12 protein-coding genes are annotated in these 13072 nt (G+C 72.5%); 1 reads left to right on the top strand and 11 read right to left on the bottom strand.

What is annotated here, in order from left to right; genetic code table 11:
* Positions 1-7 precede the first annotated feature (7 nt).
* Positions 8-1114 (bottom strand): pyruvate dehydrogenase (acetyl-transferring) E1 component subunit alpha, encoded by a 1107-nt coding sequence (pdhA, locus tag ADL05_RS27070; RefSeq protein ID WP_053619850.1) that lies wholly within the window; start codon positions 1112-1114, stop codon positions 8-10.
* An 812-nt stretch (positions 1115-1926) separates the two neighbouring features.
* Positions 1927-2604, bottom strand: coding sequence for a GntR family transcriptional regulator (locus tag ADL05_RS27065; RefSeq protein WP_053619849.1), 678 nt, complete (start codon positions 2602-2604; stop codon positions 1927-1929).
* 752 nt (positions 2605-3356) lie between these two features.
* Here ADL05_RS27065 and ADL05_RS27060 point away from each other — a divergent pair.
* Complete coding sequence (locus ADL05_RS27060) at positions 3357-4079, top strand: phosphatase PAP2 family protein (RefSeq protein ID WP_231640927.1); 723 nt, start codon at positions 3357-3359, stop codon at positions 4077-4079.
* Positions 4080-4264: 185 nt separating this feature from the next.
* Here ADL05_RS27060 and ADL05_RS27055 read toward each other — a convergent pair whose 3' ends face one another.
* The 9 genes from ADL05_RS27055 to ADL05_RS27015 all read right to left on the bottom strand — a co-directional run bounded on the left by ADL05_RS27055 (position 4265) and on the right by ADL05_RS27015 (position 12828).
* Positions 4265-4651 (bottom strand): DUF1304 domain-containing protein, encoded by a 387-nt coding sequence (locus ADL05_RS27055; protein WP_053619848.1) that lies wholly within the window; start codon positions 4649-4651, stop codon positions 4265-4267.
* A gap of 113 nt (positions 4652-4764) precedes the next feature.
* Positions 4765-5517 carry a polyphosphate polymerase domain-containing protein gene (locus ADL05_RS27050; RefSeq protein ID WP_156366081.1) on the bottom strand — a complete coding sequence of 251 codons (753 nt, stop codon included), beginning with the start codon at positions 5515-5517 and terminating at the stop codon, positions 4765-4767.
* Positions 5518-5552: 35 nt separating this feature from the next.
* Entirely contained in the window at positions 5553-6167 is a 615-nt protein-coding gene (locus ADL05_RS27045) for a DUF4956 domain-containing protein (protein ID WP_082376940.1), read from the bottom strand.
* A 68-nt stretch (positions 6168-6235) separates the two neighbouring features.
* Complete coding sequence (locus ADL05_RS27040) at positions 6236-6895, bottom strand: response regulator transcription factor (RefSeq protein ID WP_053619845.1); 660 nt, start codon at positions 6893-6895, stop codon at positions 6236-6238.
* A complete protein-coding gene (locus ADL05_RS27035) occupies positions 6892-8430 on the bottom strand; it encodes a cell wall metabolism sensor histidine kinase WalK (protein WP_231640920.1) in 1539 nt (512 codons plus the stop codon). The genes ADL05_RS27040 and ADL05_RS27035 overlap by 4 nt, the downstream gene beginning before the upstream one ends.
* On the bottom strand, positions 8420-8794 hold the full coding sequence (locus ADL05_RS27030) for a hypothetical protein (RefSeq protein ID WP_053619843.1): 375 nt from the start codon (positions 8792-8794) through the stop codon (positions 8420-8422). The genes ADL05_RS27035 and ADL05_RS27030 overlap by 11 nt, the downstream gene beginning before the upstream one ends.
* Before the next feature lie 85 nt (positions 8795-8879).
* Positions 8880-10298 carry a PepSY domain-containing protein gene (locus tag ADL05_RS27025; RefSeq protein WP_053619842.1) on the bottom strand — a complete coding sequence of 473 codons (1419 nt, stop codon included), beginning with the start codon at positions 10296-10298 and terminating at the stop codon, positions 8880-8882.
* Between the two features lie 182 nt (positions 10299-10480).
* The gene (locus ADL05_RS27020; protein ID WP_231640918.1) at positions 10481-11071 is read right to left on the bottom strand and encodes a hypothetical protein; all 591 of its coding nucleotides are present in this window, start codon (positions 11069-11071) and stop codon (positions 10481-10483) included.
* Positions 11072-11364: 293 nt separating this feature from the next.
* Positions 11365-12828 (bottom strand): sodium:alanine symporter family protein, encoded by a 1464-nt coding sequence (locus tag ADL05_RS27015; RefSeq protein ID WP_053619840.1) that lies wholly within the window; start codon positions 12826-12828, stop codon positions 11365-11367.
* Between the last annotated feature and the right edge of the window lie 244 nt (positions 12829-13072).

Genomic DNA, 13072 nt, shown 5'->3' with positions numbered 1-13072 from the left:
TCCTTCTCTACTCTGCGAACACCGGGTCGGCGGGCATGCGCCGCGACTCGTTGGGCACCGGGCTGGCGTACGTGTAGTCGAAGAGGGTGGACACGTCCGGGTGCGGGCTGTTCTCCGCGAAGTCGGCGGCCTCGGCGACCTCGGCCTTGACCGACGCGTTGATCTCGTCGCGCTGCTCGTCGGTGAGCAGGCCCGCCTTGGCGAGCTTCTCGCCGAAGATCTGGATCGGGTCGTTCTCCTCGGACCTGGCCTCGTCGCGCTGCTCTTCGGTGCGGTACTTGGCCGGGTCGACGACGGAGTGGCCCTTCTGCCGGTAGCTCCAGGCCTCCAGCAGGAACGGCGTCTGCTCGGCGCGGGCGCGCTCGATGAGGCGGCTCGCGGTGTCGCGGACGGCCAGGACGTCGCGGCCGTCCACGCGCTCGCCCTCGATGCGGAAGGCGGCGCCGCGCTTGTACAGGTCGGGCTCGGCGGAGGACATCTCGACGGTGGTGCCCATGCCGGTGAAGTTGTTGATCACCACGAACACGATGGGCAGGTTCCACAGCTTGGCGATGTTGAGCGACTCGTGCCAGGCGCCGATGTTGGTGGTGCCGTCGCCCATCTGGCACATGACGACCTCGTCGCCGCCCCGGTAGGAGATGGCCAGTGCGGCGCCGGTGGCCAGCGGGAGCTGCCCGCCGACGATGCCGTACCCGCCGAGCATCCGGGTCTCGGTGTCGTACATGTGCATGGAGCCGCCCCAGCCCCTGGACACCCCGTCGGAGCGCCCGTAGAGCTCGGCCATGACCCGCTTGGGGTCCATGCCCTTGCCGATCGCGTAACCGTGGTCACGGTAGTTCGTGAACAGGTAGTCGCGCTCCTGGAGGGCGGTCATCAGTCCGACGACCGTGGCCTCCTCGCCGAGGTTGAGGTGGCAGTAGCCACCGATCCGGGCCTGCGTGTAGGCCTGGCCGGTGCGCTGCTCGAACTGCCGGACGAACACCATCTGGCGGTAGTAGTCGAGCAGGACCTCGGGCTTCTCGTCGCCGAGGCCGGGGGAGGTGTCCTTGCGGCCGCGCCGCCGGGACGTGGAGGCCCGGGCGGTGCCGCCCTTCGGCTTGGCCGTGTCAGCCATGGTGTGCCTTTCTTCGTGCGAGAGGCCTCTCGTTCCCGCCCTGTGGGGCGGGAGCGCGGGGCCCGTCGTGGCCGCGCTGTCGGGCGCGGCCGTGACGTGCGGCGCCACCGGGCTCAAACGGTGGCGGCGCTCTTGTGGCTGTCGCGGGGCGCGTCCTGGGGACCGTGGCTCGTCCTCCCCGGACGCGAAGCGCTGATGGGGTCTGGTGTGCAGTTGTCGCCCGGACCCCTGACCGCATTGCTTCCCGGTCTGTCCTGCCCTATGCATGTGCCTGTCGGCGTGGCAGTGTCGGGCGCGAGGGTTCGTCCACCGGCCGGATGAACGACTCCGCCGCCCGAGGGGCACGCGCGTGTCCGTGTGACGTGCGTCGCGCACACTCTACGGTCTGATCGATGATCGATCAATACGACTTTATGGCAGATGACGGAAGTTCGGCGCGACGGGTCCGCTCACGCGCATGCGGCGCGGAGCGGGCACGGGCGGACGGATGATGCCGAGATGGGCGGACCCGGGCGCCGGCACGGGCGGACGGAGGACGCCGGAGCGCTCGGGCCGGGGGCGCCGAGGCGGGCGGACGGGGATGTCCAGGTGCCCGCGGGGGCGGGCTTGGGCACTGTCGGCGTCTTCCGCCAGCACGGGGGATGCCCAGGCGACCGCGGGGGCGGGCTGGGCCGTGCGCACGGGCTCCGGGGGTCCGGAACAGTCCGTGGAGGGGGCCGGGCCCGAGAGCCGGGTGCGGAGGGCCGTGACCGAATGCACGAGAACGGGGGGACAGGGGCGGGATGGCGGACGCGAGGACGGGGCCGGTGGGTTCAGCCCGCGCCTCCGTGCGACTTCAGCGCCGCCTCCACGTAGTTGAGGACGTGCTCGCTGAGCATCTGGCCCACCCGGGGATCGCCCTCGCGGAAGGCCCGCGTGATCTGGTCGTGGTCGGCGGCCTTGGCGTGCAGCCGCATGTCGAGCCAGCGCACGGACAGCGCGGTCCACACCTCCACGCCCAGCGACTCCCAGGTGTGCAGCAGGACGCTGTTGTCGGCGGCCCGCACGACCTCGCGGTGGAACTCCACGCTGTGCCGGATCTGCTCGGCGACGTCGCCCTGCGCGGTCGCCCTCTTGAGCGCCTCCACCTCGTGTTCGAGCCGGCTCGCGTCCTCGGCCAGGCGCGGTGCGGCCAGTTGCGCCGCGACGAGCTCCAGACCGGCCCGGACGGGATAGATCTCCGCCATGTCCTGCACGCCGAAGGCCCGCACGCGGGCACCCTTGTTGGGCACGGTCTCGATCAGGCGCAGGGTCTCCAGCTCGCGCAGGGCCTCGCGGACCGGTGCCTGGCTCACCTTGAGCTCGGTGGCGACGCGGCGCTCGACGATCCGCTCACCGGGCTTCCAGCGGCCGGACAGCAGACCCTCGACCAGGACCTGCCGGATCTGTTCCCGGAGCGGCTCGCGTGCCAGCTTCGAGGGATCATCCGGCAACCGGGGCAGGTCGACCATCCAGGGCCCTTCCGTTCCTCGACTCTCACGCGCTCCGCGCGCCGGCCGGTCCTCTCCACGTCGTACAAGCTCCTTGAAGAGTGCCACACGCGCACGGGTCGAGCGGACCCCAGGCGTCGAAGCGCTAACGGATGGCTCACGAAACGGTCGCACGGCGGTGAACCGTCGCGGTCGTCTCCGGGAGCGGCGGGCAAAGTCCGTGGTGGAAGGGTCACACTGGAGCGAGCACGGCCCCAGGTGGAAGGAGTGTCCGGGTAGGCTCATCTGTCGGCGATGTCCGCCTCCCAACGTGGGTGATCCGCCTCATAGAAGGCGGATCTGATGAGAGCGCCCTGACCTGCGCATACGAGTACAGACCGGAAAAAGGCGCCCGACGCGCCGTCGACCGGTCGCCTTGGACGTCGAGCCTGCCAGCGTCCGGACACGAAGACGTGAACCGGGCCGAAGGTTCGACCGTCGAACGGGGTGAGGCGGTACCGCCGCCGACCACACGCATCCCGAGTCGGCCCTGAGGACGTCAGGATCAGTTCCAACAGCATCGGCTGGCCAGTGCCCCCGCGCTAACCAAGTGCCACAGGCAAGCCCACGACATGTGAGACAGCACTGAGCACATGACGCACTCTTCGCGGACCCGGCACCTGCGGTCCAGACAGATCACGCAACCACACGACAGACAGGCCCCGGCGACGGGGCCCTACAGCGGCCCGATCCCGGTCGTCCGCGTGACGAACGACGCCCCGGGCCGACCCGTCGTGCGCGCGGTCAAGTGGCCCAGTGTGAGCGAGATCGCATGGGGCCTGGCCTCGGACCGGATCGCCATCATGCTCGCCGTGGCGCTCATCGTGATGACCATGCTCGCGGCCGGGCCGCTCCACCCCGTCGACAACTTCCTCAACGAGCTGCCCAGACCCTACTTCGACCTGCTGCGCGAGCCGCTGATCTTCTGGCCCGACACCGTGGCCTCCCGTATGGTCGCGCTGCCCGTCCTGGGGGTCACCGCGGTCCAACTGGCGTACTGGCACCGCAGTTGGCGGCCGATCGTCCTGGGGGCGGTCGGGGTGTTCGGCATGATGTCGTTCGTCTCCGTCATCAAGCTGGCCATCAGCCGGGGGCACGCCAAGAACTACGACCCGGAGTTCTTCGCCGGGCCGGGCAACGTCGCGTTCCCGTCCGGGCACGGGGCCAACGCCATCCTCATCTACGGGCTGGTGCTGTTCCTCATCATCAGGTTCGGGGCGGCCCGGCCGCACGTCATCCGGCGGCTGGCCTTCTGCATCGTCGGCATCGCGCTGCTGCAGTCGACGGTCTCGATCTACCTGCACTTCCACTGGTTCACCGACCTGGTGGCGGGGATGATCGCCGGCGGGTTCGCGCTGCGGGTGACCATCCGCCTGGACCGGATGTTCCCGCACGGCCGCACGGCGGAGTGGTGGCCCTGGTACGGAGAGGGCGGCCGGGTCACCGCCGAGCGCTGACCCGCCGCGTGGCGGGTACGGGAGGCCGGTCCGGGGAACGCTCAGTGCGTCGCGCGTTCCCCTCGTAGCGGAGGGAACCGGCGACGGGCCGCCGTCCCGCTCGGATACGGGACGGCGGCCGCCTTCGGCGGGTGTTTCACGTGAAACACCCGCCTTCCTCCTTCACACTCCGCGCGGGCCGGAGTTCACCAGGCCAGCCCGAGCGTCAGCAGCGCGACACCGGCCAGGGGCGGGCCGAGCTGGATCAGCGCGGGACGCAGCTTGCGCGGCGACGAGACGGCCAGCACCGTGCCCGCCAGCACCATCGACCCCGCACCGGCGTACACCAGGGCGGCTCCGGCACTCGTGAGCCCCGCGCCGATCAGCACCGCGCCCAGGACCACGGCCACCGCCAGGAAGAGGTTGTAGAACCCCTGGTTGAACGCCAGTTCTCGGGTCGCCCGCGCCTGCTCCTCGGTCGTGCCGAAGACCGCGCGGGCGCGCGGCGAGGTCCACAGGACCGACTCCAGGACGAAGATGTACACGTGGACGAGTGCGCCCACGAGGGCGAACGCCAAGCCGATGATGAGCATGTCCGGATCCTAGACCGTGACGGGTGCCCGGCCGACCGCGGTGACGCTCCCGGCGGTCCGCCCGGCCGCCCGGCCGCCCGGCCGCGCGGCGGCGTTCCGGCCCCGGCCCGGGCTCAGGCCCACGGGCCCTCGCCGCATCGGACCTCGGCGGGCTCCCCCAGGCAGGCGCGCATGGCCCGGTGCCACCGGTGGCCCCGCAGTCCCGGCTCCAGCGCGGCGAGCACAGCGCCGTACTTGCTGAAGCCGACCGCCCGGTGGCCGTGCTCGTGCAGGCGGCGCTCGGTCGGGGTGAGCCCGCCCCGCGTCTTGACCTCCACCAGCGCCAGGCCCGGGCGCATCCGCACGCACCGGCCGTCGCGGTAGCCGACCAGGCCGGTGTCGACGGTCACCCGCTCCGCGCCGGAGAACGCCACGACCGTGCACCTGCGGTAGTCGGTGACCGCGCTGGCCGTCAGCAGGTCCGGGGGATCCATCCCGTAGGCGCCCACCGCGTCGTCCACGAACGCCCTCGTGCGCGGGGTGAGGCGGTCGGCCGGCCCGTCGTAGGCCATCCGTACCTTCTCGGTGACACCGCGCGCCCCTTCGAGCTTGACCTCGAACACGCGTGTCCCGGTGTCCACGTAGGCGCGCACCCGGGCCTTGAACCGCAGCCGCCGACCCCGCCGGTGGTCGTGGAACGTGGCCAGGCCAGGCGTGTCCAGGTAGGTGGAGGAGTACCGGAACACGCGCCGCCCGCCGATGGCGAGCACCCCGCTGCGCCCGCCGGCGCCGGCGAAGAGCGTCGGCAGCAGGCCGAGGGGCACGAGGTACTTGCGGCAGGTGCGGGAGAGCAGGGCGGCACGGGCGTCCACCTCCGCCAGCGGCATCGGACGCAGACCGTCCAGGGCCGCCGCCAGCGGGTTCACCCGCGCCCTCCGGGCCGGGCCGGGACCGGGAACCGCGCGGCCCGACGCGTGGGGAAGCCGTCTCCCGTCTCCCCGGCCGCGCGGTACCGGACGTCGACCACCATCAGGTCGCGGACGTAGTCCACCTCCGTGACGTCCACCCGCCTCACACGCCCGCGCAGGCGTGCCTCCAGGTCCTGCCGCAGCGCCACCGGGTCCTCGTGGACGACGTCGAGGGTGAGGATCCGCCGCCGGTGGCCGGAGAGCAGGCGCGGATGGTCGGCCGTGTACATGACGGCGAGCAACAGCGCGTTGAGGCCCAGCAGGACCCAGGGCGCCGACGCCGCGACGGCGTTGACCAGGCCGAGCGCGATGGCGGTGAAGTAGTAGCCGATCTCGCCCTGGCTGATCAGGTCGGACCGCAGCCGCAGGATCGACAGAACGCCGAAGAGTCCGAAACCGACCGCCATCCCGACCTCCTGGTTCGTCAGCATGGCCACCACGGCGAACAGGCCCGTGTTGAGGGCCGCGTAGGCGAGAAGGAGGTCGCGCCGTCCGTGGCGGCGGAAGTAGAGGGCGTAGGACAAGAGCGTGATCGCGGCCAGGTCGACCGCCAGTGCGAACCAGATCATGGTGGCCATCGTGGTGACCGGCGGTGAGGAGTCCATGAGCCCGGCATGAGGAGACCCTCATCTTCGGCTCAGCCGTCGAGCCGGTACCCCATGCCCCGCACCGTCGTGATGCGCTCCTGGCCCACCTTGCGCCGCAGCGTCCGGACGAAGACGTCCACCACGTTCGACCCGGGGTCGTGGTCGTAGCCCCACACGTGCGACAGCATCTGTTGCCGGGTGAGCACCTGGCCCGGGTGCCGCATCAGCAGTTCCAGCAGGGCGAACTCGCGTGCCGTCAGGTCCGTCGCGGTCCCGTCCACCGCCACCCGGCGGGTGCGCAGGTCCAGGGAGAGCCCGCCCGCCTCCAGCACGGTCAGGGCGCCGGGCCGCTCGGTCCGCATCCGGAGCCGGACCCGGGCCAGCAGTTCCTCGAAGCGGAACGGTTTGGTGACGTAGTCGTCGGCGCCGGTCTCCAGTCCGGTGACCGTGTCGCGCACGCCGTCGCGGGCGGTGAGGATCACCACGGGGATGTCCACCCCCAGCGCACGCACACGGCGCAGGACGTCGAAGCCGTCGGTGTCGGGCAGCCCCAGGTCCAGGAGCATGAGGTCGAACCCCCCGGTGACCGCGTAGTCGACGGCCTCGCTCCCGGTACCGACGACCGTCGCGGTGAAGCCGCTGGCGGTCAGCCCCTTGCGGACGAAGGAGGCGATCCTCTCCTCGTCCTCGACGATCAGGACACGGCTCACGCGAGCTCCTTCCGGCGGGGGATGACCAGGGTGAAGGTGGATCCGGCGCCGGGTGCGGAGCGCAGGTCGACGCGCCCCTGGTGGGCCTCGGCGATGGCGCGGACGATCGCCAGTCCCAGGCCGGCGCCCCGGTCGCCGCGGGCCGAGCCGCCGCCCCGGGAGAAGCGCTCGAAGATCCGGCCGTGCTCCTCGGCGGGGATCCCCGGGCCCTGGTCGGCGACCCAGAACAGGACGTGGTCACGGTCGAGCGCGGAGCCGATCCGCACGGCCGACCCCGGCTCGGTGTGGCGTACCGCGTTCGCGGCGAGCTGGACGACGGCCTGGGCCACCCGCTGGGCGTCGAGGTCGCCGTGGCCCTCCGCGACCGACTCCAGCCGCCAGTCGCGGTCGCCGAGCCTGCGCACGTTGGCGTCGATGTCGCTGGTCAGCTCCGCGAGGGAGACCGGTGCCGCGCGCACGAAGTCGGGCTGCTGGGCCTTGGCGAGCAGGAGCAGGTCCTCCACGATCCGGCCCATGCGGTCGAGTTCGTCGGTGACCAGGCGGACGACCTCGCGGCGCTCGTCGGGCCCGTCGCCCATCAGCTCCAGGTGGCCGCGCACGATCGTGATGGGGGTCCGCAGCTCGTGGCCGGCGTCGTCGACGAATCTGCGCTGCTCGGTGAACGCGCCCTCCAACCGGTCCAGCATGCTGTTGAACTGTTCGGCGAGCGCCGCGATGTCGTCGCGCCCGGACACGGCGATGCGCCGGGTGAGGTCCTCCTCGGTGATGTGCGCGGCGGCCTGGCGGACCAGGCGCACGGGGGCCAGGACCCGGCCCGCCACCCACCACGCGGCGGTCGCCGCGGCGAGCAGCCCGACCGCGCTGACCAGGGCGACCGTGCCCGTGGTGGACGCGACGACCTCCCGGTCTTCCTGGGTGAAGTAGCCGATGACGAACCAGCCGTCGGCGCCCTCGTCCGGGAGCACGACGCGGATCCGTTGCCACTCCACGGTCCCCGCGGGGGTCTGTGTCCGGCCGCGGGCGTCGGGGGCGCCGAGGATCTCGGCGACCATGTCCGGCTCGGCGGACAGGTCGAAGGGCGGTTCCTGTCCCTGCCGGATCCGCCCGTCCCCGTCGGCGGGTGGTCCGCCCGTACCGTGGGCGGACCCGGGCGCGTCGCCCACCCAGCCGAAGAGGATCTCGGAGTCGTCGGGGTACTGGTGGGCCAGATAGGCGCTGAGCAGGGTCGGGACGTCGGTGAAGGGCGCACCGGATTCGGGGTCGGTGCCGGCCTGGGCGAACTCCTGGAACTCGCCGATCTCCTGGTTCAGGGCGCGGTCGACGCGTTCGCCGACCTTCGCGTCGACCGCGCGCCAGGTGATGACGGTGACCAGGGCCAGGACGGCGGCCATGAGCAGCACCACCCAGGCCGTGATGAGCAGCCGGGCCGGGATCCGGCGCCGCTGGCGCGGTTCGGGCAGGGGCCCGCGCAGGACCATGGTGGGAAAGAGCGCCGTGTCGCTCGCGTCGGTGCCGGGCGCGGACTCAGTCGTCATCGTCGTCCGCTCCGCAGTCGTCGTCATCCTCGTCGTCATCGTCGTCGTCATCGTCGTCGCACACGGGAGCGGGCGGACCGGTCGCGTCCGGGCCGGAACCGGTCGGCCGGTCGGTGGCGCCGGACGGCTCCGTGCCGTCGGTGACCGGGGGCGGCACGGGCACGACGCCACCGCCCGGACCTCCGGGAGAGGGCGGACGGGGGTCGCCCGGGCCGGACCGCTCCTCCCCGGACGACTCACCCACCACGACCTCCTCCGGAAGGCTGGACACGGACTCCGACGGGGCCAGCCACCACGCCAGCGCCGCCACGGCCACGAGGGCCGTGACGGCCACCGCGAGCAGCGGCAGGAAGGGTGATCTCATACTCGCCGAGCCTGCCGCACGCCGTCGGCGCGCAGATGAAACGAGGATGAGGCTTCCTTCATCTTCGCAGCTCGGGGCCGGAGGATCAGGCCGACGGCGGTGCAACGGAGGCGCGCGGCCGATCGCGCCGACGGCGGAGGAGCCCGATGGCCGCGTCCACGGCGAGGAAGCACAGCAGCGACACCCCCAGCACCGGGACCAGGACGCCGACCCCCACCGCGCACACGGCCACCAGGACCAGGCACCACCAGGGCAGGGCGCGTCCGGCACCCCGCGGGACCGGGCGGCCCAGCGCGAGGGCGCCGCCCCGGGCCGGGCGGCGCTGCCACCACATCCGGTAGCCCCAGAACACCATGGCCAGCACGGACAGGGCCAGGGCGGTCAGGAGCAGCTGGTTGGGGAGGCCGAACAGCACCCCCATGTGGAAGCCGATGCCCCAGTTGGTGAGCTTGGCCATGAGCGGGAAGTCGTCGAAGCGCAGTTCCTCCACGACCGTGCCGTCGGTGGCGTCCACCGCCACCTGGTCCTGCTGGACCGGCCAGCTGCGCACGGTCTCCTTCACCGTGTAGGGCGCGCCCTCCGCGATGGGGACGCCGATCTCGACCGGCCCGTCGAGTCCGGCCGAGCGCGCGGCGGCCAGTGCGCCGTCGAGGTCGGTGGCGGACGCGCCGTGGTCCTCGTGGCCGCCGTGCTCGGAGTGGTCCTCGTGGGCGGCGTGCTCGGTGTCGGCCGCCGCGGACATGGCGGGAGTCTGCCAGTGGAAGGCCTCGCGGATCTGCGAGATGTTGCCGCCCGCGTACTGCGACCAGGTCAGACCGGTCGCGGTGATGAGCGCCAGCCCGGCGAGGGCCCAGACGCCGACGGAACCGTGCCAGGACAGGGTGCGCGCCCGCCCGGTGGCGGAGGTGTCCGGGAGCAGGGTCCGGCGCAGTCGGCGCTCGCGCCGCCGCCGGGTGGTCCACAGGACCACGCCGCCGAGGGCGACGACCCACAGCCAGCTCGCGGCCAGCTCGCTGTACAGACGGCCGGTGTCGCCCAGGTGGAGGCTGCGGTGGAACTCGGCCAGCCACGACCGCACGGGCAGGGAGCCGGAACTGCCGTAGCTGGTCAGGTCGCCCAGGACCGCGGCGTCGTGGGGGTCGACGAACACCGCGAGCAGGTGGCCGTCGGGCAGGCCGTCGGCGTGCATGAGCACGCGGGTGCTCTCGTCGGGTGCCGTGGCCGGCCGGACGGCGCTCAGCTCCGCCTCGGGGTGGGCCTCGGCCGCGGCGGCGGCCTGCCGCTCCAGGGAGACGGCGCCGTCCGCGGGTTCGACGCGCAGCTGCTCGGCGTAGAGGAGCTGTTCCAGCTGCGGTGTGTAGACGTACACCAGCCCGGTCAGGGCGGCGACGACCACGAACGGGGCGACGAGGATCCCCGCGTAGAAGTGCAGGCGCAGGAGCAGGCGGCGCAGCGCGGACCAGGTGGGGCTGGCTCCGGGCTGGGGGGTCGCGGCCTCGGGCATCGCCTCGTCCGGCCGGGCGCCGGCGGCGGGCGGTTCGGGGTGTTCGGGGGTTCTTGTACTCACGGGTGCGTTCTTCCTGGACAGGACACCGAGCGGCGCGCGGGCCGCCGGCACGGGTGGGGACGCGTCGGCGGGTACGCCGACGCGGGGCCGGGCGCACGGCCCGGCCGGGTGGTGGTGTCTCAGATCGGGAAGGGCGCGGGTGGACCGCGCAGGACGCGCACGTGGCGCAGGAAGAGCACTCCGCCGAAGACGGGGCGGACCGGTGCTCGCGAAGGGACGACCGGCCGTGGCCGGGGCGGTGTCGGGGACGGCCGGGCGAAGAGCCGCCGGAACAGGCCGCGGAGCAGTCCGAGGAGGTCGAAGGCACCGCGCTCGCCCTGGCGCAGCCACCACGCGCACGCCAGGCCGGCCGCCGCGTGGGCCAGGAGCATGCCCGGCCCCAGACCGGCTCCGCCGAGGCCGCCGACCGGGCCGGCGGCCTCGTGCCCGGCGGCGTGCGAGCCGGTCACCGCGGCCGCCGGGCCCGTGACGGAGAACAGGACGTGCAGCGCCAGCTGGCACCACAGCATGAGCGCGGTGACGGCGCCCAGGCCGCGTTCGCGCTGGGCGAGCCCGTGGGCGGCGGCCAGCACGAGGGCGAAGCCCGCCACGAGACCGGCCGGGGCCACACCGTGCCCGGAGGAGAGCGCGTGGCCGCTCGCGGAGACACCGACGCACACCCCGGCGAAGACCGAGGCGCGTGGCAACCGGAGGGGGGCGGGTGCGGGCACCCCGTCAGTGTGCCCCACACCCATGAGCGTGCCCACCCCCCTGTGGACGACCCGAGAGCACCCGCACCCACCGCTCGCGGGCCACGCGGCCGCACGGGCTCCGGCCGCCCCTGGAGGGACGGCGGCGGGCCCTCGGCGCTGTGGCGACCGGCCCGCGGTGGGCGGCGCCCGAGCGGGGGACCTTTCCTCAGGGCCCTCGTGGTGGGGCCCGCCGGTACCGCCGTGGTGGGACCGCCGGTACCGCCGTCCGCCGCTGTGGGCGGCGGGCGGCGGTACCGGCCGGGAGGCGGTGCTCAGCCGTTGCGCACGGGCGGGCGCAGGTGGGCCAGGTCCTCCTCCGTCCAGCACCGCACGCCCGTGACATCGGGCATGCGGTCCCTGGTGAAGAAGGGGTCCAGGCCCTGTCCGCGCTGCTGGACGAAGTCGGTGAGCAGACGGCACGCGACCGGAGCCAGCAGAGCCAGCGCGGCGAGGTTCACCAGCGCCATGATGCCCATGGTGGTGTCGGCCAGGCTCCAGACCATGCCGCCGGAACCGATCGCGCCGAGGAAGACCACCACGACCACGAGCAGGCGGAAGACGGTCATCACGTGCGGGCTCGGCGTCAGGTAGGCGATGTTGGCCGCCCCGTAGAAGGTGTTGCCGAGCACCGACGTGAAGGCCACCAGCAGGATGATCAGCGTCAGCACGTGCAGCGCCCAGGCACCGAGGTTGGCCTCCAGCGCGTTCTGTGTCAGGACCGGACCGGCCTCCTCGGTGTAGGTCGGATCGGACAGCAGGACGATGAACGCGGTGGTCGAACAGACGACGAGGGTGTCGAAGTAGACCCCCAGGGTCTGCACCAGGCCCTGCTTGACGGGGTGGCTGACCGCGGCGCTCGCCGCGGCGTTCGGGGCCGATCCCAGGCCGGCCTCGTTGGAGAACATGCCGCGGCGCATGCCCTGCAGGATGGCCGTGCCGAGTCCGCCGGCCGCGATCTCCCGCAGGCCGAAGGCGTGGGTGACGATGTCCGTCAGCACGGCGGGGATCTGGTCGATGTTCAGGGCGACCACGGCGAGCCCCATGGCCAGGTAGACCGCGGCCATGAACGGCACCATCAGGGCCGAGGCCCGGGCGATACGCCGGGCGCCACCGAAGATGACGACTCCGGTGGCGAGCGCGAGCACGACGCCGACCGCGGGGGCGATCCACGCGGGGCTCTCGGCTCCGGAGACGGTGGAGACCGAGGTCGACACGGCGGACGAGATCGTGTTGCTCTGCACACTCGTGAACACGAAACCGAAGGTCACGGTGATGATGATGGCGAAGAGCACGCCCATCCAGCGCGATCGGAGCCCGTACTCCATGTAGTAGGCGGGGCCGCCGTGGTATCCCTCCCTGCTTCCGACCTTGTAGAGCTGGGCGAGGGTCGACTCGACGAAGCTCGCCGCACCGACGAGCAGCGCCATGGCCCACATCCAGAAGACGGCTCCGGGGCCGCCGAGGGCGATCGCCGTGGCCACACCGGCGATGTTGCCGGTGCCGATGCGGGCGGCGGCGGAGACGGCGAAGGCCTGGAAGGCCGAGATCGGTCGGCCACCGTCGCGGGCCAGGCCCGGATCGCTTCGCATGGCTCTGAACATGTCGGGGATCATCCGGAACTGCACGGCGCCGGAGCGCACCGTGAAGTACGTGCTCAGGATGATCAGGGCAGGAATGAGCAGCCAGGCCCAGAGCCCGTCGCTGAAGGCGACGATGCCCGCGTTGACGGCATCCACAGGGGGCTTTCCCTTCGTCGTCGGCGGAGACGGCGTTGTCTCGCTCCGCGACCGGTCGGTGTTCCGCGTGGGCAGGGCGGATGTTCGGTGCTGGATGTGTGTGGTCTGTCGTGTCCGGACACGGGGGTGGCGCGATAGGCGAGATTGTCGCCTGTGGGGGAGTCTGGCGCGAAGTGGGGTGTAACGAGCCGTTGACCAGATAAGGCGAAAAACGCCCGGAATGCAAGATGGCTCACAGTAGAAT

The sequence above is a fragment of the Nocardiopsis sp. NRRL B-16309 genome, from assembly GCF_001279585.1.
In the GTDB taxonomy this organism is placed as follows: Bacteria; Actinomycetota; Actinomycetes; order Streptosporangiales; family Streptosporangiaceae; genus Nocardiopsis.
This window is presented reverse-complemented; position numbering and strand designations above follow the sequence as displayed.